23 protein-coding genes are annotated in these 25,542 nt (G+C 36.3%); 14 read left to right on the forward strand and 9 right to left on the reverse strand.

The features are described from left to right. Positions 1 to 161 precede the first annotated feature (161 nt). From EZ449_RS06545 to EZ449_RS06565, 5 genes are all read left to right on the forward strand, one after another. Positions 162 to 701 carry an SRPBCC family protein gene (locus EZ449_RS06545; RefSeq protein ID WP_131557168.1) on the forward strand — a complete coding sequence of 180 codons (540 nt, stop codon included), beginning with the start codon at positions 162 to 164 and terminating at the stop codon, positions 699 to 701. Between the two features lie 168 nt (positions 702 to 869). Beyond that, positions 870 to 1,547 carry a response regulator transcription factor gene (locus tag EZ449_RS06550; protein ID WP_131557169.1) on the forward strand — a complete coding sequence of 226 codons (678 nt, stop codon included), beginning with the start codon at positions 870 to 872 and terminating at the stop codon, positions 1,545 to 1,547. After that, entirely contained in the window at positions 1,547 to 2,902 is a 1,356-nt protein-coding gene (locus tag EZ449_RS06555; RefSeq protein ID WP_131557170.1) for a sensor histidine kinase, read from the forward strand. The genes EZ449_RS06550 and EZ449_RS06555 overlap by 1 nt, the downstream gene beginning before the upstream one ends. A gap of 423 nt (positions 2,903 to 3,325) precedes the next feature. Further along, positions 3,326 to 3,823: a hypothetical protein gene (locus tag EZ449_RS06560; protein ID WP_131557171.1), complete on the forward strand. Its 498-nt coding sequence runs from the start codon at positions 3,326 to 3,328 to the stop codon at positions 3,821 to 3,823. A gap of 25 nt (positions 3,824 to 3,848) precedes the next feature. After that, positions 3,849 to 4,775, forward strand: a complete 927-nt coding sequence (locus EZ449_RS06565) for a bestrophin family protein (protein WP_131557172.1) — start codon at positions 3,849 to 3,851, stop codon at positions 4,773 to 4,775. 144 nt (positions 4,776 to 4,919) lie between these two features. Here the strand turns inward: EZ449_RS06565 and EZ449_RS06570 are convergent, their stop codons facing one another. Together EZ449_RS06570 and gyrB are read right to left on the reverse strand one after the other, a co-directional pair. Then, positions 4,920 to 5,375, reverse strand: coding sequence for a hypothetical protein (locus tag EZ449_RS06570; protein WP_131557173.1), 456 nt, complete (start codon positions 5,373 to 5,375; stop codon positions 4,920 to 4,922). A 137-nt stretch (positions 5,376 to 5,512) separates the two neighbouring features. After that, a complete protein-coding gene (gene gyrB / locus EZ449_RS06575; protein WP_131557174.1) occupies positions 5,513 to 7,471 on the reverse strand; it encodes a DNA topoisomerase (ATP-hydrolyzing) subunit B in 1,959 nt (652 codons plus the stop codon). Between the two features lie 523 nt (positions 7,472 to 7,994). Here gyrB and EZ449_RS06580 point away from each other — a divergent pair. The 3 genes from EZ449_RS06580 (at position 7,995) to EZ449_RS06590 (ending at position 9,966) form a co-directional block, all read left to right on the forward strand. Next, entirely contained in the window at positions 7,995 to 8,594 is a 600-nt protein-coding gene (locus EZ449_RS06580; protein WP_131557175.1) for an OmpH family outer membrane protein, read from the forward strand. Between the two features lie 66 nt (positions 8,595 to 8,660). After that, positions 8,661 to 9,143: a nucleoside deaminase gene (locus tag EZ449_RS06585; RefSeq protein ID WP_131557176.1), complete on the forward strand. Its 483-nt coding sequence runs from the start codon at positions 8,661 to 8,663 to the stop codon at positions 9,141 to 9,143. 52 nt (positions 9,144 to 9,195) lie between these two features. Further along, positions 9,196 to 9,966 (forward strand): EcsC family protein, encoded by a 771-nt coding sequence (locus EZ449_RS06590; RefSeq protein ID WP_131557177.1) that lies wholly within the window; start codon positions 9,196 to 9,198, stop codon positions 9,964 to 9,966. Here EZ449_RS06590 and EZ449_RS06595 read toward each other — a convergent pair. Further along, entirely contained in the window at positions 9,963 to 10,361 is a 399-nt protein-coding gene (locus tag EZ449_RS06595; RefSeq protein WP_131557178.1) for an RNA-binding S4 domain-containing protein, read from the reverse strand. The two genes, EZ449_RS06590 and EZ449_RS06595, sit on opposite strands and share 4 nt — an antisense overlap. Positions 10,362 to 10,543: 182 nt before the next feature. Here EZ449_RS06595 and EZ449_RS06600 point away from each other — a divergent pair, with 182 nt between their 5' ends. Further along, entirely contained in the window at positions 10,544 to 11,362 is an 819-nt protein-coding gene (locus EZ449_RS06600; protein WP_205942954.1) for a 2,3,4,5-tetrahydropyridine-2,6-dicarboxylate N-succinyltransferase, read from the forward strand. Between the two features lie 15 nt (positions 11,363 to 11,377). After that, positions 11,378 to 12,583: a glycosyltransferase family 4 protein gene (locus EZ449_RS06605; protein WP_131557180.1), complete on the forward strand. Its 1,206-nt coding sequence runs from the start codon at positions 11,378 to 11,380 to the stop codon at positions 12,581 to 12,583. Positions 12,584 to 12,589: 6 nt separating this feature from the next. Here the strand turns inward: EZ449_RS06605 and EZ449_RS06610 are convergent, their stop codons facing one another. After that, entirely contained in the window at positions 12,590 to 13,150 is a 561-nt protein-coding gene (locus EZ449_RS06610) for a DUF4136 domain-containing protein (protein ID WP_131557181.1), read from the reverse strand. Between the two features lie 193 nt (positions 13,151 to 13,343). On the opposite strand from EZ449_RS06610, the gene EZ449_RS06615 reads away from it, so the two are divergent. The 4 genes from EZ449_RS06615 to miaA all read left to right on the forward strand — a co-directional run bounded on the left by EZ449_RS06615 (position 13,344) and on the right by miaA (position 17,172). Beyond that, positions 13,344 to 13,910, forward strand: a complete 567-nt coding sequence (locus tag EZ449_RS06615; RefSeq protein ID WP_131557182.1) for an L-threonylcarbamoyladenylate synthase — start codon at positions 13,344 to 13,346, stop codon at positions 13,908 to 13,910. Between the two features lie 83 nt (positions 13,911 to 13,993). Then, positions 13,994 to 15,448 carry a CCA tRNA nucleotidyltransferase gene (locus EZ449_RS06620; protein WP_131557183.1) on the forward strand — a complete coding sequence of 485 codons (1,455 nt, stop codon included), beginning with the start codon at positions 13,994 to 13,996 and terminating at the stop codon, positions 15,446 to 15,448. A 97-nt stretch (positions 15,449 to 15,545) separates the two neighbouring features. Continuing rightward, on the forward strand, positions 15,546 to 16,190 hold the full coding sequence (locus EZ449_RS06625; RefSeq protein WP_131557184.1) for an IS1096 element passenger TnpR family protein: 645 nt from the start codon (positions 15,546 to 15,548) through the stop codon (positions 16,188 to 16,190). Positions 16,191 to 16,263: 73 nt separating this feature from the next. Beyond that, on the forward strand, positions 16,264 to 17,172 hold the full coding sequence (miaA, locus tag EZ449_RS06630; RefSeq protein ID WP_131557290.1) for a tRNA (adenosine(37)-N6)-dimethylallyltransferase MiaA: 909 nt from the start codon (positions 16,264 to 16,266) through the stop codon (positions 17,170 to 17,172). A 54-nt stretch (positions 17,173 to 17,226) separates the two neighbouring features. Here miaA and EZ449_RS06635 read toward each other — a convergent pair whose 3' ends face one another. From EZ449_RS06635 to rpoC, 5 genes are all read right to left on the reverse strand, one after another. Next, on the reverse strand, positions 17,227 to 18,513 hold the full coding sequence (locus EZ449_RS06635) for a G-D-S-L family lipolytic protein (RefSeq protein WP_131557185.1): 1,287 nt from the start codon (positions 18,511 to 18,513) through the stop codon (positions 17,227 to 17,229). 11 nt (positions 18,514 to 18,524) lie between these two features. After that, positions 18,525 to 19,748, reverse strand: coding sequence for an OmpP1/FadL family transporter (locus EZ449_RS06640; protein WP_131557186.1), 1,224 nt, complete (start codon positions 19,746 to 19,748; stop codon positions 18,525 to 18,527). A gap of 77 nt (positions 19,749 to 19,825) precedes the next feature. Beyond that, complete coding sequence (locus EZ449_RS06645) at positions 19,826 to 20,137, reverse strand: DUF3467 domain-containing protein (RefSeq protein WP_131557187.1); 312 nt, start codon at positions 20,135 to 20,137, stop codon at positions 19,826 to 19,828. Between the two features lie 91 nt (positions 20,138 to 20,228). Continuing rightward, the gene (locus EZ449_RS06650) at positions 20,229 to 21,020 is read right to left on the reverse strand and encodes a glycoside hydrolase family 16 protein (RefSeq protein ID WP_131557188.1); all 792 of its coding nucleotides are present in this window, start codon (positions 21,018 to 21,020) and stop codon (positions 20,229 to 20,231) included. Positions 21,021 to 21,223: 203 nt separating this feature from the next. Beyond that, positions 21,224 to 25,510 carry a DNA-directed RNA polymerase subunit beta' gene (gene rpoC / locus EZ449_RS06655; RefSeq protein WP_131557189.1) on the reverse strand — a complete coding sequence of 1,429 codons (4,287 nt, stop codon included), beginning with the start codon at positions 25,508 to 25,510 and terminating at the stop codon, positions 21,224 to 21,226. Positions 25,511 to 25,542: the final 32 nt, after the last annotated feature.

Consider the following 25,542-nt stretch of genomic DNA (forward strand, 5'->3'; position numbering starts at 1 on the left):
GGTTAAAACCTCGGCAACATACCATAACGCGTAATCGATAAGAACTAAAAATCTAATCTGCGAATCTGCGGCCAAAACTTTCTACACCATAACTTGATTTAAATAATCATTTTGATATCACTTGGTTTCTTATTAGATTTAATTAACCAAACAAATCAGATATGAAATTTTTAAAAGTCTTTATCGGTATTATTGTCGTACTGGCGGTAATTATTTTAGTGGGCGCCATGTTTCTCCCAAAAACCTATTCAGTAAGTCGTTCAACTACTATCAATGCACCAGATAGCGTTATCTACAAAAACATCGCAGATTTCAATGAATTCTACAAATGGAATCCTTGGGCTAAAATGGAACCAACTGCCGAAACTAGCTTTTCAGGCTCGCCCATCACACCTGGTCATCAATATAATTGGAAAGGCAAGGAAACAGGTTCGGGTTACATGAAAATAAAATCATTAACACCAAATAAAAATGTAGATGTTGAGTTGAAATTCATTGAACCTTTCGAAAGTTTAGCCGATACAAAATTTGATATCACCCCAGAAGGAAGCGCCAATAAAGTAACTTGGACCATGAGCGGAGAAAACAACATCATCAGTAAGTGGATGTGCCTCGTAATGGGTGGAATGGACAAAATGATCGGCAAAGATTTCGAAAGCGGATTAAAATCATTAAAGGAGAAATCAGAGAAAGGAAATTAAAATAATTCAATCTTCATTAGCCTTTCAAATATGTTGAGTGGCTTTTTTTTGTCCCCATTTTTAGCTCACTCAAACAATTGTATCTTTACTACGTTAAAAAATCATTAAAAGCGATTTCTATTGGATATAGATTTTGTATTCCCCTAATTTTTAGATTACTTGCCATAGATGAACTTATTACTCGTAGAAGATGAGCCAAATGTAGTTTCCGTAATTTCGAGAGGCTTAACAGATGAGGGTTTCAGCGTTAGTGTTGCACCCGATGGCTTAATCGGTAAAAAAATGGCACTAGAAAATCAATTCGATTTGATCATTCTCGATATTATGCTTCCTGGAATAAATGGTTTAGAGCTTTGCAAAATCATTAAAGATCAAAAGGCCAATACACCAATTATAATGCTTACCGCACTCGGAACAACAGAAAACGTGGTAAATGGCTTGGATAATGGTGCTGATGATTACCTCGTAAAACCATTTAAATTTGCTGAGCTTTTTGCCAGAATTAGAATGCTACTAAGGCGATATAGTGGAATATCCTCTCAAGATCAAGTAATTAATGTTGCAGATTTGCAAATCAACCTGAGTGCTAAAACCGTAAGCAGAAATCAGCAGGAATTAATACTTACGGCAACAGAATATCGCTTACTCGAGTATATGGCCAAAAATAAAGGCAAAATCCTTTCTCGGATAGATATTTTAGAAAGCGTTTGGGATATAGATTTCAACCTCGGAACCAACGTGGTAGATGTTTATGTAAATTATCTCCGTAAAAAAGTCGATAAAAACTCAGATCAGAAACTTATTCATACCGCAGTTGGGTTAGGTTACGTTTTAAAAGATAAATAATGGGAATCGCCAAGAAAATTACCTTGCTTTTTGCCATCCTTTCGGCAGTAATTATTTCTTTGTTAAGTGGTTTTGTTTGGTACTTCTCTAATGAGTTTGCATTCGAGGATTTCTATAAAAGATTAGAAGCTAGGGTAAACATTGCTGCCCAGATAAAGCTGTACGAAGATGATAATAACGATGTTATTGCCAAAATGCGTAATCAATATTTAGAGCGTCTTCCATCAGAAAGAGAATTTATAATTGAAGCTGGAAACACCAAAAATGGTATTGATCGCGAACTGCCTGCAAGCTTTTATAACAGAATTAAAGCGGGATATACAGCCCGTTACCGTGTAGAAAACCATTTTTATGCCGGTAAATTCTTCAAAAACGAAAAGCAGGGCTATATCGTAATTATTTCTGCTAACGATCCTTTTGGTTTTCGCGAACTCAAGGATTTACAGAAGATTTTAATTATCGGCTTCTTTCTTTCTGTAATTTTATCTTTCGTTGTCGGATGGAAATTTTCCAATTACATGCTGGTACCCTTACGAAATGTGATTAAAAGCGTAAAAAAGATTAAGGCCGAAAATTTGCACATGCGCTTAGATGTTAAAAAAGGTAGCGATGAAATGTCTCAATTGGCAGAAACCTTTAACAACATGCTTAACCGCTTGGAAACTGCTTTTGAAACACAAAATAATTTTATCAGCAATGCCTCTCACGAACTTCGAACGCCATTGACCATTATCAGCGGCGAAGTAGAACTGGCTATGAAAGCTAATGATGATGCTCAAAAACAGCATCTTGCGCTAGTAAAAATTAAAGATGAGGCCGAACGTTTAGAACATATTTTAACCAGTCTTTTAGGCTTGGCGCAATCTGGTTTCAACGGTAAAAATCAGCCTTGGGAACTGGTTAGAATGGACGAGTTACTCTGGGAAATTAAAGCTTCTGTTAATCAGGTTCACCCAGATAGTAAAATTGAAATAGATTTCGATAAGCTTCCTGAAGATGATCAACTGCTAAATTTAAGGGTTAATAAAAACCTAGTTAAGCTTGCCATATCCAACATCGTAAGTAACGCCTGCAAATATTCGAACGATAAACTAGTAAGGATTAGCTTAGAAAGTAATGCCAATATGTTGTCAATTGCCATAACCGATCAAGGCATTGGAATACCTCAAACTGATATCCAGCACATTTTCGAGCCTTTTTATAGAGCGTCTAACACCAATAATTTTAAGGGTTATGGTGTCGGCTTGCCCCTATCCCTAAATATTATCCGATTACATCGAGGCAGCATTGCCATAAAATCGCAAGAGGGTATTGGTACCGAGATTAAGATTCTATTGCCCACAAAACTCCCCTAGGTTTAAATTTATCTTTACATTATTTTTTTGAAAATTAATGGTTCGGTAGTTCTTAGGATTATACAGTCCCGCCATTCGCTTTACACCAATGAAAAATTGGTATGTTCGCTACTCTCGGGTTTAGGCACAACGGCTTGCCACCCAAACGTTAAGGAAAGCACTAATTGGCCACCTAGCCCTGGGTGCAGCGGTACCCTGCAGCAAGGAAGCATGACGAAGCGAAGCGTACAAGCGGAACACAGGAACTAATTTTAATTTTTCGTATAAGCCTTGCGCTTCAAAAAAATCTCACAGAATTACTCCCTTAAGCTCTTTAATTAAGTAAATTCTAATCTCATTTTAATCTCCCTCTTATTTCGCTGTAATAACATCGGGCTAAACTTGTATAAATAATTAATCAAATCATTTAAACAAGATAAGGCCATGAAAACAATACTAATTCCAACGGATTTTAATCTAGAAAGTACCAAAATTATCGATGCGCTTGTTCAGAACCAACCAAATGAAACTTTGAATATCATCTTTGTACATGCTTTTAAGTTATCGGATTCTATTACAGATATGTTAATGTTGAGTCGCAGAAGCCGCGATTACGAAAATGTGAGCGATGAATTTTATCAGCAACTTAACCAATCTAAATCAAAATACTCAGCTAAAATAAATACAATTGGCATTGAATATTTCTATGGTAGTACGGTTGCAGCATTTAAAAACTTTATTGAGGCTTTCGATGTAGAATGTGTTGCTTACTTAAAAGGCTACACTTTTAAACCTATTAATAAATTCAGCATCGATCCAAAATTCTTAACTGCCCGTTGTGGCTGTGAGGTGTTGGAGTTAAACATCATGACGGTTCATTCATCTGAAAACCTTATCGATACAAAAATACAGGAAGCAATTTTGCAAGAAGCAAATGCTTAATTAATCAACATTAAAAATTTATACCATGCTGTTACGAAATAATATTCCGCTCACCTATATATTCGGAAAGATTAAAAAAGAACTACTTTTTGTTATCGCCTACTCAGTTGGTATTGTAGTTTTATATCAGAATTTTCATGTTACACGTATTTCCATTCCTGTTGCGGTACCTGCATTATTAGGAACAATAATTTCACTTCTGCTGGCATTTCGTTCTAACCAAGCGTACGATAGATGGTGGGAGGCTCGGATTCTTTGGGGTTCCATAGTTAACGATTCCAGAACCGTCTCCCGCCAAATATTGTCTTTCGTAGAAAACCCTTACAATTTGGATGAGGTGGAAGCTTTTAAGGAGCGCTTTATAAAAAGACAAATTGCTTGGTGTTATGCCTTAAGTCAATCTTTACGCGGTTTTAACCCTCGAAAAGGATTAGAGGAATATGTATCGGCAGAAGAAATTGCATTCATCAAAAGGCGAAAAAATGTTACCGTGACCATATTGGAGCTCCATGCAATGGATTTGAAAAAAGCATTGAACGAGGGATGGATCAATAAATATCAACAAATAGAAATTGATAAGACCCTAACAGGTTTGTGTAACCATATGGGTGGCTCAGAAAGAATCAAGAATACTGTTTTCCCTGTAACCTACAGTAAGTACATCAATATGTCTATCCATTTGTTCATCGTTTTATTGCCTTTTGGCTTGATAGAATATTTCGGATTCATGGAAATTCCACTAGTTGTGGCGATAGCGGCATTCTTTTTATTGGTTGAGAAAATGGCTGTTCATCTTCAAGATCCATTTGAGAACAAACCTACAGATACTCCAACAACAACAATTTGCAGAACAATTGAAAGAGACCTTTGCCAAATGTTGGATGATAATAAGACTTACGAGGACAAACCTCAAACAGAATTGGCGCCGGTTGGCTCTTATTATATTCTGTAGCAACCTTAATTCTTAGTTCTATTCTGTTTGGAATAGTTAGTTAGTGCCAAGTCTTCTCTCTGGATGGAGAGAAGCTTTAATGGCATTTATAGTGATGACTAAAGGCCATTCGAGAAAAATTTAGAATGGCCTTTTTTGATTATTTTATTGATTTATCATTATCGAATGGCTACCATCTGGATTAACTACTATAGAAGTCGCTCCATTATTTATAACAGTAGAATGTGTACCATTTGAATTAACTATGGTAGATGTATTACCATTTTTTATCACTGTAGAATGTGTTCCATTGGCATTTACAATAATGGCTGTATTTCCGTTATCTATAACAGTAGAATGAGTTCCGTTCGAATTTACAATAGTAGAGGTGTTGCCGTTATTAATTACAGTAGAATGTGTTCCATCTGAATTTACAATTAAAGCTGTGTTTCCATTCTTGACTACAGTGACTGGAGTAGCATTAGCATTTACCTTTACGGATGCTATGAGTTTACTAACCTTTAAAACTGTTGTAGCATGATTTAACTTGTGCGGTTTGTGCTGTGCGCTGGCAAACTTCGAGCCTGCCAGCAGCAAAAAGATAATGAGTGTCTTTTTCATTTTGATTTTATTTGTGTGTAAATAAATCTAAGAAAAATACATCATAAATTTCGATGCAAAAAAAACCCCACCTCAAGTCTTTAACTTGATGTGGGGTTTACATATTTCACTTTTATCTTCTGAGCTTCCAGCTCAAATTAAGCATCAATCTTCGCATATTTCGCGTTACGCTCAATAAATTCTCTACGTGGCGCAACTTCATCGCCCATTAACATAGAGAAAGTATGGTCGCATTCTGCAGCACTTTCAATTGTAGCCTGTAATAAAGTACGCGTTGCAGGATTCAGTGTAGTATCCCAAAGTTGTTCAGCATTCATTTCACCTAAACCTTTATAACGTTGTATGTGTACACTATCTTCCTTACCGTTTCCTTTAATGCGTTGTACGGCCGCATCACGTTGTACATCATTCCAGCAGTATTCAAAATCCTTACCCTTTTTAACTTGGTAAAGTGGTGGCGATGCGATATAAACATAACCAGCCTCAATTAATGCCCTCATGTAACGATAGAAGAATGTTAAAATCAAGGTCGTAATGTGACTACCATCAATATCCGCATCCGTCATAATAACGATTTTATGATAACGAAGTTTCGTCATGTTTAAAGCCTTATCATCTTCTGGCGTACCAATGCTCACACCAATTGCCGTGAACATATTTTTTATCTCGTCGTTTTCGTAGATTTTGTGCTCCATCGCTTTTTCAACGTTCAAGATTTTACCTTTTAAAGGCAAAATGGCTTGAATGTTTCTATCACGACCTTGTTTAGCAGTTCCACCTGCCGAATCTCCCTCTACCAAGTAAATTTCACATTTTACTGGATCACTGTCAGAGCAATCGGCTAGTTTTCCTGGCAAGCCAGAACCACCCATTACACTCTTACGCTGAACCATTTCACGAGCTTTACGAGCAGCAGCACGAGCAGTTGCAGCCAAAATAACTTTGTTAACGATCATTTTAGCTTCTTTCGGATTTTCTTCCAAATAAGCACCCAATGCCTCACCAACGGCGATATCCACCGCACCCATAACTTCGGTATTACCCAATTTCGTTTTGGTTTGTCCTTCAAATTGAGGTTCTTGAACCTTAACCGAAACCACAGCTGTTAAACCCTCTCTAAAGTCATCGCCGGTGATTTCCATTTTCAGGTTTTTCAACAAGCCAGATTTATCAGCATAACTTTTTAAGGTACGGGTTAAACCCCTACGGAAACCTGCAATGTGTGTTCCACCTTCATGCGTGTTAATGTTGTTTACATAAGAGTGAACATTTTCCGAATAGCTATCATTGTATTGGAAAGCCAACTCAACCGGAACACCATTTTTAATACCATCGATATAAATTGGCTCTGGCAAGAAAGAAGCACGGGTTCCATCCAAAAATGAAACAAACTCTTTTAAACCACCTTCAGATTGGAAAACTTCAGAAAAGTAAGTTCCATCGTCAAGTTTTTCACGCTCATCAGTCAACGTTAATTTAATTCCCTTATTCAAAAAAGCCAATTCACGTAAACGACCAGCCAATGTATCATACTTATATTCAGTCGTCTGTGTAAAAATTGTAGCATCTGGCGTAAAAGTTACAATTGTACCTCTTTTATCCGTTACACCAGTTTCCTTTACATCGTATAAAGGCTTACCAATGTTATATTCCTGCATCCAAATTTTACCTTCACGGTGAACTTCAGCCGTTAAATGTGTAGATAATGCGTTAACGCAACTTACCCCAACACCGTGTAAACCACCAGAAACTTTGTAAGTATCTTTATCGAACTTACCACCTGCGTGTAAAACCGTCATTACGATTTCTAGTGCCGATTTATTCTCTTTTGTATTGATCCCGGTTGGAATACCACGACCGTTATCTTCAACCCTAATCGAGTTTCCTTCTAAAATTCTTACATCGATTGTGTCCGCATGACCAGCCAAAGCCTCATCAATTGAGTTATCTACAACCTCGTAAACCAAATGGTGCAAACCCTTTACACCAGTATCACCTATATACATCGAAGGGCGCTTACGCACCGCTTCTAAACCTTCTAAAACCTGTATATTATCTGCCGAATAATTTGACTTTAAATCCTGTTCTTCGCTCATATTTTAATTAAAAACTATAAGGATCAAAAATACGGAAATTTTGGCAATTAAACTAATATGTGGATAAGTTTTGAGGTGCTGGTAACTTGCAGATAAAACGCATTACAAGCAGTTTAAATAAGGTTTTGGAAAGCAAAACCTGCGTTTCAATTTACTGTTAGTCCCGCTGTGCATTACAAGGCCCGAAGAAGAATCGGGCGCTTTCCATTTCCATCGGGTTTATTTAACAAAACTAGTAGTCATTGGGCTAGTTCTGCACCCTGCAACCGCAAATTTTTGGGTAAGCTGTGCCACCTAAACCCGACAAAAGCGAGCACGACTCCCGATTTTTCTTGGGAGAAGTAAAGCGGTTGGCGGGATAAGCTTTAAAATGGAATGCTGCAATTGCTTTCCAAGTAATAATAAGCATATAAAGTTCGTTAAACTATTTATAAACAATTATTACCGAAAAGTTTACGCATCAAAAGTATTTATTGCATACTTAATTATCATTTTTATCTTTGCTGAAATTTATTAAACAATAATGGAAAGAAGAACCTTTAAAACCTTTGGTTTATTTGCATCAGCTGCACTAATCACAGCTTTTTCTGCATGTCAAAACAAAGACGCTAAAACAACTGAAACTAAAAAAACAGATAGCACTACAGCCGCAGTTTCTCCAGCAGAGAAAATTGTATTCGTTAACTCTGATTCTTTGTTAACGAAGTATGAATATTTTAAAGATCTTAAAGTGAAATTTGAGGGTAAAACTAAAAATGCACAATCAGATATGCAAGCTAAAGGACAAGCATTTCAAAGAGAAGTTGCTCAATACCAACAATCTGCACAAACTTTATCTGCAGATCAACGTAAGGCAACCGAAGAACGTTTAGCTCGTAAACAACAAGAATTACAAACCTACCAACAAAATGCTGGTGGTGCTTTGCAAAATGAGCAGGCTACAGAAAACGAAAAACTTTACGATAAAGTTGCAACCTATTTAAAAGGTTATGCTAAAGAAAAAGGCTATAAGATGGTTTTAACTTATTCTAAAGCAAACAGTGCAATTTTATTTGCAGATGAAAGCTTAGATGTTACATCTGAAGTTATTAAGGGATTAAACGCTGAATACAGCAAAAAATAATCTTATTAAAATAAATAATGAGAATGCCCCGTTAATCGGGGCATTTTTTTTGCTTTAATATTTACAATGGAAAACGAAAATCAACACGAAGAATTTATGCGCATAGCCATTGCGCTATCTATAGAAAATGTAAGCGAAAACATTGGCGGTCCTTTTGGTGCGGTGGTTGTAAAAGACGGTAAGTTAATTGCTAAATCGGCAAATAAAGTAACTACAACTAACGACCCAACGGCACATGCTGAGGTTTCGGCTATTCGATTGGCTTGCCAGGAATTAAATACTTTCGATTTAAGTGGTTGTGTAATTTACACCAGTTGCGAGCCATGTCCAATGTGTTTGGGCGCAATTTATTGGTCGCGGATTAAAACCATTTATTATGCCAATACCAAAGCAGATGCTGCGAAAATTGGTTTCGATGATCAATTTATTTACGAGGAGCTAGATAAACCAATGGAGAAAAGGACTTTACCCGTAGTGCAAATGATGAGAGACGAGGCCATCGAGGCTTTTAAACTTTGGGAAACCTCACCTATGCGAATACAATATTAGTTTGCTTTTGAAACAAATGAGGTTAAGCAAACGTCTGATATAAAAAAGGGCTATGACTTACGAACAAAAAATAACGAGTGAGATGGACTTTTGGAGATTTAAGATCTTACAAAAACCATCACTTTTTAGTAAGGTTACCGACAAGGTTCAGAAAAAAATAAATAGCTACATACCCGATAAAGTCCATAACGCAATTACTGTAGCAATAAAGCAAATGGTAAAAGCTGTACTTTTCGGATCAACTTTTACCACCTCCGAACCAATTATCGATTTAACTTTAATGCATCGCGAAGCATTGGTAAAAAAGAAAATCGAAAACTATAAAAAAACTGGTGCAGTCGAAGGTGGAATTACTGGAGCCGGCGGTTTCTTAATGAGCTTGGCAGATTTCCCATTATTACTCGGCATAAAAATGAAAATGCTTTTTGATATCGCAGCAATTTATGGTTATGAAGTTAAGGATTACCGTGAACGCTTATTTATGCTTCACATTTTTCAGTTGGCTTTTTCTAGCAAGGAAGAAAGCAAAAATGTGTTTATAAAAATGCAGGATTGGGACAACACAGCGCATCAGTTGCCAACAAATATCGATGAGTTTGATTGGCTTACCTTTCAACAACAATATCGAGATTATATTGACCTGGCAAAATTAGCACAAATGCTTCCTTTTGTGGGTGCAGCTGTTGGTGCTGTTGCGAATTATAAATTGATTGAAAAACTGGGCAAAACAGCAATGATGAGCTATAGAATGAGGCATTTCAATTTGCAATATGCAGTTATAAGTAAACAGGAAACTGAAGACAAACAACTGCCTACTGATTAATCTTCCTCAAACATTCCGCCAATTAAATCGTCGGTTTCTCTTCTATCTTTTTTGGTTGGGCGACCGGTTCCCCTATCACGTTTTAAGCTTGGAGCATGAAATGCAGATTTAAAGGCATGCGTCTCTTCAACAGGGGTTAAGTCCTTATATTTCGTTAAGGCAGTTGGCGAATCAGTTCTATTATAAGAGAATTCTACAACTTCGATAATCTTCTTTTCTATCCCTTTTGATACTTGATAAACATCTCCAATTTTTACTATTGCCGAGGGTTTTATGTTTTGCCCCTTAAGTTTTATTCTTCCAGCTTTACAGGCATCGGTAGCCAAACTCCTAGTTTTAAACAGCCTAATCGCCCACAAATATTTATCAATTCTAAGTTTTTCTGTTTCTCCCATAAACATCAAAAGTACATAATTAGGTTAACTGTTTAAACTGATAAATCGGTTAATTGCTTAGGCTTTTTTCCAATTGTTAATCAATTTAAACAGCAACCAGTAACCCTTGTACAAAACAATTTAATCAATTAACCACTTAATAAGTAAAAATTGATTTATTTTGCGTAAAATTTAAAAACATCATGTATTCAGATTTAAAGAAATTAATTGAAGCCGCTTGGGAAGATAGATCCCTTTTAAAATATAGCAACTATTGCGAAGCCATTGAAACTGTAATTCAAGGATTAGATAAAGGTGAAATTCGTGTTGCAGAACCTGTTTTAAACTCTTGGGGCATTAATGAGTGGGTAAAGAAAGCGGTAATTTTGTATTTCCCGATTCGCGAGATGAAAGAAATCAAAAGCGGACCATTTGTTTATCACGATAAAATGGAATTAAAAACTGACTACAAAGCAACCGGCGTTCGCGTGGTGCCAATGGCAAGTGCTCGTTATGGTTCGTTTTTAGCTAAAGGCGTAATCATGATGCCATCGTACGTAAACATTGGCGCTTATGTTGATGAAGGTACAATGGTAGATACTTGGGCAACTGTAGGATCTTGTGCACAGATTGGTAAACGTGTTCATTTAAGTGGTGGTGTTGGTATTGGCGGTGTTTTAGAACCCGTTCAAGCTGCTCCAGTTATTATAGAGGATGATTGCTTTTTAGGATCAAGAGCGATTGTAGTAGAAGGTGTAAAATTAGAGAGAGAAGTTGTTTTAGGTGCAAACGTAGTTTTAACAGCATCAACAAAAATTATTGACGTAACTGGACCAACTCCTGTAGAATATAAAGGATATGTTCCTGCTCGTTCTGTAGTGATTCCCGGTAGTTACACAAAGAAATTTCCTGCTGGAGATTTCCAAGTTCCATGTGCTTTAATTATTGGTAAACGCAAAGAAAGTACAGATAAGAAAACCTCCCTTAACGATGCGTTAAGAGAAAACAATGTAGCAGTATAAGCTGAAAGCAAAAAGGTGAAAGCTGAAAGCGAAAAGCAAATTCAAAAAGCCGAAAGTCTAGAACTTGATCAATCAAGCTTTGGTCTTTCGGCTTTAGACTTTCCGCTAATAATTGGCTTCGATGGCAAAAGAGCAGCAAATAACCTAACGGGCTTAGGCAACTACAGTCGGTCTTTAATTGAACATTTAGCAGATCAATTTCCAGAAAACGAATACTTCGTTTATGCTTCAAAAGTTAAATCGGCTAAGCAGATCGATACTTTTTTCAAAAAGTCAAATATCGAATTTAAACTCCCTCAAAATGGAAATTTCCTTTGGAGAAGTTTAAACATTTTAAAAGATTTAGCCAGTGATGAAGTTAAAATTTATCATGGCTTAAGTCATGAAATTCCATTCGCCATACAGCATTCCAGAATTAAATCTGTGGTAACCATTCATGATTTAATATTCCTTCGTTTTCCACGATATTATAAATTTATAGATCGGAAAATATATGATTGGAAATGCAAATCTGCTTGCAAAAGAGCCGATAAAATTATTGCCATCAGCGAAAAAACTAAAGCAGACATCGTAGAATTTTACGGGACAGATCCTGATAAGATTGAGGTAATTTACCAAAGTTGCGACGACAGTTTTAAAACGCCTTTCCCTCAAACTACGCTAAGTAGAATTCGTGCAACCTATAAACTTCCTGATCATTACATATTAAATGTTGGTACAATTGAAGAACGTAAAAACCTTAAATTATTGGTTCAAGCGTTAAAAGGTGTTGCTGAAGAATATAAGCTTGTAGTGATTGGAAAGCAAGCTTCATACTTTAAAACAGTTGAAAAAGAAATCGAAAAACTCGGACTAAGAAGTAGAATTGTATTCTTACAAAACATTCCTTTTGCCGATTTGCCAGGGATTTATCAAATGGCTAAAGTATTTGCTTATCCATCATTTTATGAGGGTTTTGGTATCCCAATTATCGAAGCTTTGTTTTCCCAAATCCCCGTGATTGCGGCTACAGGTTCATGCTTGGAAGAAGCTGGTGGCCCGAAGAGTTTGTATGTAAATCCAACTGATGTTGACGGTTTGACAGCAGCCCTTAATAAAATTCTAAACAACCCATCACTGCAAAAAGAGATGAAAGAAAAAGGGCTGGAATTTGTTCAAAAATTCAACAGCCCTTTGGTAACGCAGCAATTAATGAATTGCTACAGAAATATTTTAAGCTAATACTAACTATTTAGCAGCAGTAACATTCGGTGGATATTGTGCCAAAATCTCTTTTACACCAGTGTACATGCGCTCTTCTCTTTTGTTGAAACTGTCTAAATTAAATCCTGATCCTCTTCCATGCCAGAATAAAATCTTTTTAGCTGGATCTAAGAAATCGATAATAATGGTGCCCTCAATGTATTGGTTAACATAGCTAGGTCCGCCCCAGCCTCCCCAACCACCTCGCCAGCCCCAGCCTCCACCCCAACCCCAGCCACCGTAGTAACCAGGACCATAAATGTCAGTTTTTTCTCTAGCCACTACAACCAAATTCACCAATAAATCTGGCTTATCTGATTTGGTAAATCCCTTTGCATTCATTTCCGATTCAACAGCTGCCATTAATCTTCTTTTATCAAGATTATTAAGCTTTACCCTTGCAATGCCCTTATCGTAAAAGTTATAGGTTTTGTAGCCGCTCATATCTACATTTTTATCATAATCTGAAGCGGTGCGGAGGGTTGAACACCCTGCTAATGCTATTACAACCGTAAATAACATTAATAATTTCTTTGCTGTTTTCATTGTGCGTTGTTTATCTAAATAACCTGTAATAAATATAACGATTTTGAATATCAAAATAAAACCTACGCTAAAATTTTTACAATCAGATTGTTAACCTAAAAACGCAAGGAAATTCAGTTTGTTTTTAGCCAAATGTTAAATAATTGAACTTTTACAACATTTAACATATTGATTAAAGAATTACCTTTGTAACATGCTAAGAGATGAAATTAATAAGGCTTTCGAAATTCTAAAATCTGGTGGTGTGATCTTATACCCTACCGATACCATTTGGGGCTTAGGTTGCGATGCGACCAATCCTGATGCGGTAGAAAAATTATTAAATATTAAAAATCGTCCTGCTGAAAAAAGCCTCATTGTACTATTAGATGTGGATAGCAAGCTGCAAAGCTACGTTGCAGAAATTCCTGATGTTGCTTACGACCTAATCGAATATGCTGAGCATCCTTTAACCATTATTTTCTCTGGAGCAAAAAATTTGGCGCACAATGTTATAAATGCAGATGGTAGTGTTGGAATTAGAATTGTTAAACATGATTTTTGTACTCCATTAATTCAGCGTTTCAGAAAGCCCATAGTATCTACTTCGGCAAATTTGAGCGGAAATGCCTCCCCAAAATTTTTTGATGATATTGATCCAGAAATTATCGATGCTGTTGATTATGTTGTCGATTTCGAACAAGAAAATCGAAGTATTAAAAAACCATCAACCATTATGAAATTGTCAGCAAGCGGCCAGTTTGAGTTTATTCGCAAGTAAAAATATTGGAGCGATAAAATGCTTTTAAAGCTATTCGCTATACTCAAAAATGTTTTTCGTATTTTTGAAAATTAACTTTACTTATGCAATCTAATTCAAGCGATGGAAGTGAAAAATCTCCTTTAGGAGATTTAAGCGGTCACCTACAAAATCCAATTTTTAAAACATTAAGCGCTATCGCAGATAAAAACCAAATAGAGGCTTATGTTATCGGAGGTTTTGTTCGTGATTTATTCTTGAAACGACCATCTAAAGATATTGATGTTGTTGTTGTGGGTAGCGGAATTAGTTATGCTGAGGCTGTTGCAAAAAAATTGAATACAAAAGTTGCGATTTTTAAAAATTTCGGTACTGCTAATATTAAATATCACGACTTAGAAGTAGAATTTGTTGGTGCAAGAAGAGAATCGTATCGCTCAGATTCACGTAAACCAATTGTAGAAGATGGCACACTGGAAGACGATCAACTTCGCCGAGATTTCACCATCAATGCGTTGGCGATTAATCTCAATGCGAATCAATTTGGAGAACTTTTAGATCCGTTCGATGGCATCAAGGATTTAGAAAATAAACTTATTCGTACGCCACTCGATCCGGAAATTACTTTTTCTGATGATCCATTGCGGATGATGAGAGCAATTCGTTTTGCATCACAATTAAATTTCCATATTGATGATGCAGCTTTAAACGCAATAAAAACTCAAAAACATCGCATTAGCATTGTTTCAAAAGAAAGAATTACTGATGAGATGAATAAAATTATCTTATCACATAAACCATCCATCGGATTTATACATTTATTCAATACTGGCTTACTACATATCATTTTCCCTCAAATGGCTCAGCTTTATGGAGTCGAGATTATAAAAGGAAAAGGACATAAAGATAATTTTTATCATACATTGGAAGTTTTGGATAACATTTGCGCCGATACAAATGATTTATGGTTACGTTGGGCGGCAATACTTCATGATATTGCAAAACCAGCAACTAAACGTTTTGAAGAAGGGCACGGGTGGACATTCCACGGGCATGAGGATCGTGGAGCTAGAATGGTTCCCAAAATTTTCACTCAGCTTAAACTGCCGCTAAATGAGAAAATGAAGTATGTTCAAAAATTGGTGCAGCTTCATTTACGCCCCATCGTTTTGGCCCAAGAAGTAGTTACCGATTCTGCCGTTAGACGATTACTTTTTGATGCTGGAGAAGAAATTGAAAGCTTAATGATGCTTTGCAATGCAGATGTAACAACCAAAAACGAATACAAAAAAACAAAATACAGAAACAACTTTGAGCTTGTTAAACAAAAACTCAAGGATGTAGAAGAACGCGATAAAATTAGAAACTGGCAACCTCCTATTTCGGGCAATGATATTATGGAAACATTTGGGTTAGATGCCGGTAAAGAAGTGGGCTTAATTAAAAATGCAATCCGTGAGGCTATTCTCGAAGGAGAGATCACAAATGATTATAATGAGGCGTTTAATTTTATGCTAAATCAAGCAAAACAAATGGGATTAAATCCTGTTAATAAATAATTTAATTGCCAAAACATTATCTTATTGCCATATTTTATGACTGATGATGTTGTGGTAAAATAAATTAACTTTATTTTTACGATTCCAAAATACAATAATGGCTATTTACAAGTTTAGAATTACTTTCGAAGATTTTGATGATGTTGTGAGAGAGATCGACATTAAATCAAACCAAACATTTGAAGACCTGCATAAGGCTATTCATAAATCTACAGGTTATAATGCCGAAAAATCTTCTTCTTTTTACGTGAGTACAGATAATTGGTTAAAGGGCGATGAGATTGCCTATTTGCCAAGTGAGCGTAAAAAAGATCGAGTAGTGTTAATGGAAAATTCTAAGCTGAGTGGTTTTATAGAAGATCCTCACCAAAAATTTTACTACATCTATAATTTTGATCGCCCTTACGAGTTTCATGTAGAGTTGGTGAAAATCGTTTTAGATCCTGATCCAAATATCGAATATCCATTTTTGGCTAAAAGCAGTGGTGAAGCGCCTAGAATAATAGATAAAAATTCTGTTGGAGCAACAGATATTGCCGCAGTGGCAGCAGCAAGCGAATTTGATTTCCTAAACGAACTGAACTTTATTCCAGAAGATACAGATGAATTGGAAGCAATGGGAGAAATGGGAATTAACGAATCAGAGGCAGACGAGGATGAAGAGAGTGAAAGCGACGAATTTGGTGATGAATTTTCTGATGGCGACAACTTCGAAGAGGATAGTCATAAAGACGATTACTAGTCTATAAAACAACACTACCAATAAGAAAGCTGCCAAATACTTAAATTTGGCAGCTTTTATTTTATACACAACTATGCTACATCCAAAAACCTTAATATCGATTGTTGGCCCAACTGCTATCGGAAAAACAGCATTGGCTATTCAATTGGCTCAATATTTTGGGACAGAAATTATCTCTGCAGATTCTCGACAATTTTTTAAGGAAATGGAAATTGGCACAGCTAAACCAAGTGCCGAAGAACTTTCTGAAGCCAAACACCACTTCATTAATTCTCATTCTGTAACCCAACTATTTAGCACTGGAGATTTTGAACTTGAAGGGTTAAAAACATTGAATCAAATTTTCGAAGACCATGAAATAGCAATCATGGTTGGCGGCTCAGGTTTATATGTTAATGCACTAATTAATGGATTGGATGAAATGCCAAATATTGATTTATCTATCCGAGAGAAGTTAAATAAACAATTTGAAGAGGAGGGCTTGGCTCCTATTCAAAAGCAACTTTCAGAACTGGACCCAGAGTACTTTGCTAAAGTAGACCAGAATAACCCTCAAAGGATGATTAGAGGATTGGAAGTTTACTTATCCCTTGGAAAGAAACTGTCATCAATGCTATCGGCCACCAAAAAAGTTAGGCCTTTTAATATTATTAAAGTTGGCTTAAATACCGATCGTAAAATTTTATACGATAGAATTAATAAACGTGTCGATCAAATGATTGCTGACGGACTTTTAGAGGAAGTAAAATTACTGCAGGAATTTCGAAAATATAACGCATTAAATACCGTTGGATACAGTGAAATCTTCGATTATTTGGAAGATAAAATATCCTTGGAAGATGCGATTAATTCGATCAAACAAAACACACGTCGATTTGCCAAACGTCAGCTCACTTGGTTTAGAAGAGATGAGGAAATAAATTGGTTCGAACCTAATGAAAAGACAAGTATTATAAAATTTATTGAAGAGCAGCTTACATAAAAAAGGGTTTCGACATTAATTGTCGAAACCCTTTTTCATTGAAGAAGAATATAACTAATTAGGAAATTTAACTCCTCTATATTGACTAATATCTATTGTTGGAATAGTCGATACATAAGTAGAATTAATCGCATCAATAAATACATTTCCAATAACGGCATTTCCTCGTGGGGTTAAGTGAACGCCATCCAAAGAAAAAGCTCCACCAGTTATAAATGCTGAATTAATATTTACACCTTGTATTGCAATACCGGCTTTAACTTGATTTAGATAAGTATAGGTATCTGCAATAGCCAATCCCTTGCTTGTTGCTAGAGATTTAATGCTGCTATTGTAACTGTTTACGAAATCCTTAACTTTTACAATTTCATCTTTATCCAATACCCAGTTATTTGCAATAGGATTACGCGGATCTAAACCGTAAGGATAACCTAAAGCATTTGGAACTCCAAATAAACCTGATGATTGAAATGGCAAACGAATTAGATCTTCCGCTGTTGCTATTCTTGGTGCACCAGTGCTCGTTTGAATATAAATTGCTGCAGCAGCTGGGTTAATTGCTTTCGCTGCATTTAATAAAGCAGCCACCGTTACGGTGTTAAAATAAGGAATAGCAGTTACATCGGGAATGGTTCCAACTACACCTTTTTGTCCGCCAGCAGTTAAGGCATTTACCAAATTAGAATACAATAAGGCAAAAGTAGATTTATCAGTTAGAACGTTCGTTGCGTCAGTTGTTACACCACCATTAGTTGCCCATCCCAATGCATCGTTATTACCCAACCATAATGAAAAGAAAGTATGGTTTCTACCCTGAATAAACTGGAAATAACTTACCGTTCCAACTTGTGAATCGGTTAACAATCTTTCCATATAAGGATTAGCTGCACCATAAGGAGCTGCAAAAGCTAAATCAACACGCATACCCGGAATGCCTAAGTTTTGCAATTCCCCTGTATACTTCGCCAAATGCATGGCTGCATCGCGGTAAGCTAATTTATCCGTAACATTAGTTAAGGTAGGTGAACCATTAACCAGAGCCGATAATTTAAGATATCCAGAGCCATTAGACTGTGCTTCAGTAAAAAATGGAGAAGTAAATGCACCACCTCCAACTGTAGCCATTTTTGCAGCAATTAAATTAGGATAGGCTACTTGTTGCCCCTCTAAATATAAACCCCCATCGGCAAAACCAGATGTTAATGAGTTACCTACTGCAATATATTTACTAAAATTTGCGTTTCCCGCGGTTGTACCCGCAGGTGTTTCAATTTCTGGTTTACAAGAAGCTGCGAATAAAATGGTAGCAGCGACAATGCTATTTAATATATATTTTTTCATTGTAATTTCTCTTACCATTTATAAGTTAACGAAAGACCTGGTGCATAAACTAAAGTTTTAAATGTACCATCTAAGCCAGTCTCTAGATTTTTTTGCTTGCGTGATTTTACATCCTCAAAAAAGAACGAAGCATTCACCTCGAAATGACTAGTTGGCGCATAACCAACACCAGCACTTAAGATATAGCGATCAGCATCTGGCGCTTCTGGCGTTACATAACCATCCTGCACAGGTGAAAAAGCATAACCAATACCAGCTCTTAAAGCTAACTTATCAGATGCTTGGTGATTAACACCTAACTTAAATGAAGAACCATCACGATAATTACGGGCTGATTTTGTATCAGCTAATGCAGAAGTATTTGTAGCATAATCAAAAGAAAGATCTTGATAAATATGCCACTGTACCCAACTTGCATCAAATGCTAAGGTAGTACTTTTTGATAACGGAATTCCAACACCCAAGGTTGTTGTTGAAGGCAATGGCAATTCAGCATTAAATGTATTACCCGCTGGAAAAGATGTTCTTAATGAATTTGGAACATCAAACTCTGCACTTCCACCATCTAATTTTGTAATCACTTTTGATTTGTGAACAATTGCAAACGAAATATTGCTTAATGTTTTAATGTATAAACCAGCATTCCATCCATATCCCGTTCCGGTTCCATCTAAAGTTACATGGCCAGAGCGTCCATCAGGAAAGTTAACAGGAAGTGCTCTTTGAAGATTTACATCTCCATGGTTGTAAACGAAGCCTGCTCCAATGCCAATACGATCAGTAATCTTAATACTTAAAGTTGGTTGAAAATAAATTGCCTTAAGATTTAATGATGTTAAAGCGTATTTGCCGGACCAATTATCACCCCAATCTACCAATCCACCAAATGGCGTGTAAACACCTAATCCCAATTTCCATTTGTTAGACTTTGGTCCCCAAACTGCATAAAACTCAAATGGAGGTGCTATTTTATTTTTTACATCTTCTGTGATGTTTGATCCTGACTGTTTAAAAGCTGATTTGAAAAGCAGTGGGTTTACGCCTGCTGAAATGGAGTTCTTTTCTAAGAAAGTTACTGCTCCAGGATTGTAAAATACAGAAGCCTCATCTAACGGCAATGCAGATCCTGCACCAGCCATTCCAATTTGTTTCTGTCCTTGTAAATTAACCTGAAAACCCTGTCCTAAAACCCAAAGTGGAACAGAGAGTAATACGCTCAATAAAATTTTTTTCATTTATATATGGTTATAGCACAAATGTATACTATGCTAACATAGTATACAACTAATTATTTGTAAGATTTTTGAGAGGCTTAAGCTTGAGCCGTTGGCCCACCAAATCCCATGGGGAATGGAGGCTCTTCTTGAGTTTTAATTCGACCGTTAACTGCTTCGAATTTTTGAATATTATCATCCAATGCATTTAAAAGACGTTTAGCATGTTCTGGAGTTAGTATTATTCTAGATTTAACTTTTGCCTTTGGGATACCAGGCATTACGCGGATAAAATCCAATACAAATTCTGTATTTGAATGCGTAATAATTGCGAGGTTAGAGAATATACCTTCGGCAATTTCTTCTGATAGCTCTATATTAAGTTGATTTTCGTTTTGTTGTTCTTCCATATAACAAAACTAAGTGTTTTTATAAACAATAGGGTTAGTTAATTTAATATTTTGATAGTCGGAGCTCTCGACAGAAATCAAATAGCCTTTATTATTTCACATCATGCTTAAACTTATAGAACCTCACCCAATCTATCTCCATTTCTACAGGCAAGTCTTCATTTTTTATTTTACCTACCCAGCTTCCACCCAATTGCATATCGATTAATAAATAGTAGTTCTGACGATTAAAAGGAAATTGACCTTGCGCTAGATTAACCATTTTAGGATAGGTAAAAGTTTTTTTGTCATTTATAAAAAACACTAAACTGTCTGGATATTTCTCTACAGCATAAGTATTAAATTCTTCAGGGTTAATTTTAGCCGATTGGCTGGATTTTGGATTATCTTTTTTGTTCAGGGTAACTGTGTAGGAACTATGAATGGTTTGGTAAGCAATAGCATCAAAATTTAATCTTTCCATGATATCTATTTCCCCTCCATCTGGCCATTTACTATTTTCTGCCAGCATCCAAATTGCTGGCCATGCTCCCTTAGCTCCATTTAACTTGGCTCTAATTTCTAACCGGCCCATACCAAAAGCTACCTTGCTTTTAGTGTAGATGCCACCTGTTAAATAACGTGAAGTATCTTTTGAAAAATCATTATTTGTGATCCCTCTAAGAATCATTTTACCTTTTCTTAGTGCATAACAACTGTCATTGTTACTCATGTGCCTGCTCCAATCGGAGTTCCCCCGTGGAATTTTAGACCATGTTTTAGTATCGAACGAATTCTTTTGATTAAAATTTTCTTCCCAAGATGCTCGTTTATTATACTGCTTATTTACAGAACAAGCAAAAAGTAGTACCGAAAATAATCCAAGCCACAGGTATTGTTTCATAATATTTTTTTATTCCTAATTAAAGTATTCAGCACCTATTTATAGCGACTAAAAGCAAACATAACAGAATTAAATTAATGGAAGAGTTGGGTTAATTAACGCAAACGTTTGCCAAAAGGTAACAAAATGAATACGGTTTTAGATCAACAAAAAAGCCTCCCGATGTAAAATCGGGAGGCTCAAAATTATTGTTAGATTAAAATCTAAGCTTCTACTTCTTCTTGTTTTGAAGCTAGTAATTTATCGTATTCTTCTTGAGAACCAACAATGATTCTTTCGTAACCACGTACACCTGTTCCTGATGGAATTAAGTGACCAACAATTACGTTTTCTTTCAAGCCTAACATGTTATCACGTTTACCTGCAATTGCTGCCTCATTTAATACTTTCGTAGTTTCCTGGAACGAAGCTGCAGAAATGAACGATTTAGTACCTAATGATGCACGAGTAATACCTTGTAAGATAGAACTTGCTGTAGCTGGTCTTGCATCTCTAACCGTAATCTGTTTTAAATCTTTACGTTTCAATTGAGAATTTTCATCTCTTAATCTACGTAATGAAACAATTTGACCTGGTTTGAAATCATTAGAATCACCTGCATCTTCAACAACTTTCTTGTCGTACATACCATCGTTCTCGTCAGCAAAATCCCAACGATCAACAGCATTGTTTTCTAAGAAAATAGTATCACCTGGATCTTCAATGTGAACTTTCTGCATCATTTGGTGAACAATTACCTCGAAATGCTTATCGTTAATTTTCACACCTTGCAAACGATAAACCTCTTGAATACCATTTACTAAGTATTCTTGAACCGCCGCTGGGCCTTTAATTGATAAGATATCTGCAGGAGAAATTGAACCATCTGATAAAGGCATACCTGCTTTCACAAAGTCATTATCCTGAACAAGGATGTGTTTAGACAATGGAACTAGGTATTTTTTAACTTCACCATCTTTAGATTCGATTGTGATCTCACGATTACCACGTTTAACACCACCTAAAGTTACCACACCATCAATCTCAGTTACTACAGCTGGGTTAGATGGATTACGTGCTTCGAATAATTCCGTTACACGTGGTAAACCACCTGTAATATCTCGGGTTTTACCAGTTGCACGTGGTATTTTAGCTATAATCTGTCCAGTTTGGATAGCTTCACCTTCATCAACTGAAACGTGGGCACCTACTGGAATGTTATATCCTTTAATAAACTCGCCTTTTTGATCAACGATTTGTACCGAAGGGTTTTTAGTTTTATCACGTGTATCGATAATCACTTTTTCACGGTGACCAGTTTGCTCATCTGATTCTTCACGGAAAGTAACACCTTCTATAATTGCATCAAACTGTGCTTTACCGGCAAATTCTGAAAGAATAACCGCGTTGTATGGATCCCATGAACAGATCTTATCACCTTTGGCCAATTTATCACCTTCTTTTACGAACAAGAATGCACCGTAAGGAATGTTATTGGTTACAATGATACGTCCAGTTCCTGGCTCAACAATTTTAAACTCACCAGAACGACCTAATACAACTTGAACAATACCGTCTTCTGTTTTTGTATCAACGGTACGAATGTTTTCGAACTCGATAACACCATCAAACTTAGCTACGATGTTTGATTCTGCAGCAATGTTTGATGCAGTACCACCCACGTGGAAAGTACGAAGCGTTAACTGTGTACCCGGCTCACCAATTGATTGTGCCGCAATTACACCAACTGCCTCACCTCTTTGAACACGTTTACCAGATGCTAAGTTACGACCATAACATAATGCGCAAACACCTCTCTTGTTCTCACAAGTTAATACCGAACGAATTTCGATACCTTCTAATGGAGACTCTTCGATTAATTTTGCAACATCTTCATTAATATCTTCACCAGCACTTACTAGTAATGAGTTATCCAAAGGATTGTAAACATCATGTAATGAAGTACGACCTAAAATCCTATCATATAATGGCTCAACGATATCTTCCTGATCTTTTAATGCTGTAGTATACATACCTCTTAAAGTACCACAATCAACAGAATTAACAATCATATCTTGTGCAACATCATGCAAACGACGAGTTAAGTAACCAGCATCAGCTGTTTTTAACGCCGTATCTGCCAAACCTTTACGAGCACCGTGAGTAGAGATAAAGTACTCTAATACCGATAAACCTTCTTTAAAGTTTGATAAAATTGGATTTTCAATAATATCACCACCTGAACCAGATTTCTGAGGCTTAGCCATCAATCCACGCATTCCGCAAAGCTGACGAATCTGCTCTTTCGAACCACGTGCACCAGAATCAAGCATCATGTAAACTGAGTTAAAACCTTGATTATCCGAAGATAACTGAGTCATAACGAAAGTAGTTAACCTGTTGTTGATACGAGTCCAGATATCGATAATCTGATTGTAACGTTCGTTATTGGTAATGAAACCCATGTTATAGTTGTTTCTTACCTCTTCAACCTCAGCAGCTGCTTGTTCTAATAAAGTATGTTTTTCTACCGGAATGTTTACGTCTTGTAAGTTGAACGATAAACCTCCTTGGAAAGCCATACGGAATCCTAATTCCTTGATATCATCTAAGAATTGAGAAGAACGAGCCATACCAGTCATTTTTACTACTTCACCAATAATATCTCTTAAAGATTTTTTAGTTAATAGCTCATTGATATAACCAACTTCTTCAGGAACCATTTGGTTGAATAAAACTCTACCAACAGTGGTTTCAGTTAATTTATTAACGATAGAACCGTCACTTTGCTTAACGTTTACTCTTACTTTAATAAAAGCATGAAGATCTAATTCTTTCTCATTGTAAGCGATAATCACTTCCTCTGGAGAATAAAAATTCGAGTCTTGTCCTTTTACAACACGAGTTTCATCTGTTCTACGGCCTTTAGTAATATAATAAAGACCTAAAACCATATCCTGAGATGGTACTGTAATTGGTGTACCGTTTGCAGGGTTTAAGATGTTATGTGCTGCCAACATCAATACTTGGGCTTCCAAAATTGCGGCATTACCTAATGGTAAATGCACAGCCATCTGGTCACCATCAAAATCGGCGTTGAATGCAGTACAAACTAATGGGTGTAATTGGATTGCTTTTCCTTCAATTAATTTTGGCTGGAAAGCCTGAATACCTAATCTGTGTAAGGTAGGTGCACGGTTTAATAATACCGGGTGACCTTTTAATACATTTTCTAGAATATCCCAAACTAATGGATCTTTTCTATCAACGATTTTCTTTGCAGATTTAACTGTTTTTACAACACCACGTTCAATCATCTTACGAATAATGAATGGTTTGTAAAGCTCAGCAGCCATATCTTTAGGAATACCACACTCGTGTAATTTAAGGCTAGGCCCTACAACAATTACAGAACGAGCCGAATAATCCACACGTTTACCTAGTAAATTCTGACGGAAACGACCTTGTTTACCTTTCAAGATATCTGAAAGTGATTTCAAAGCACGGTTACCTTCAGTTTTAACCGCATTAACTTTACGTGAGTTATCGAATAACGAATCTACAGCTTCCTGCAACATACGTTTCTCGTTACGTAAAATTACCTCTGGTGCTTTAATCTCGATCAAACGTTTTAAACGGTTGTTACGGATAATTACACGACGGTATAAATCATTTAAATCTGAAGTAGCGAAACGACCACCTTCTAGTGGAACTAAAGGACGTAATTCTGGTGGAATCACCGGAACAATTTTAACAATCATCCACTCTGGGCGATTCTCAATACGTGTATTAGCACCACGGAAAGCTTCAACAACCTGTAGACGTTTTAAAGCCTCATTTTTACGTTGTTGAGAAGTTTCGTTAGCAGCTTGATGACGTAAATCGTAAGATAAAGTATCTAAGTTAATACGTTTCAAAAGATCTTCTAATGCTTCAGCACCCATTTTGGCGATGAATTTATTAGGATCCTTATCATCTAAATATTGATTTTCTTTAGGTAATTTATCTAAGATATCTAAGTATTCTTCTTCCGTTAAGAAGTCCATATACTTAATGCCATCCTCTTCCATTAAACCGGATTGGATAACTACGTAACGCTCGTAATAGATAATTAAATCTAATTTTTTAGTAGGCAAACCTAATAAATAACCGATTTTGTTTGGTAAAGAACGGAAATACCAGATATGCGCAACAGGAACCACCAAAGCGATGTGCCCCATACGTTCTCTACGTACTTTCTTTTCAGTTACTTCAACACCACAACGATCACAAACAATACCTTTATAACGGATACGTTTATATTTACCGCAATGACATTCGTAATCTTTTACCGGACCAAAAATACGCTCACAGAACAAACCATCACGTTCAGGTTTGTAAGTACGGTAATTAATGGTTTCTGGCTTCAACACCTCACCGCTTGAGCGTTCCAAAATAATTTCTGGCGACGATAAGCTAATAGTGATTGATGTGAAATTGCTTTTTAATTTATTATCCTTTTTGTAAGACATATCTCTCTTTTAAGGTTAAAATGTAAGATGTG

The organism is Pedobacter frigidisoli, assembly GCF_004331675.1.
GTDB lineage: Bacteria > Bacteroidota > Bacteroidia > Sphingobacteriales > Sphingobacteriaceae > Pedobacter > Pedobacter frigidisoli.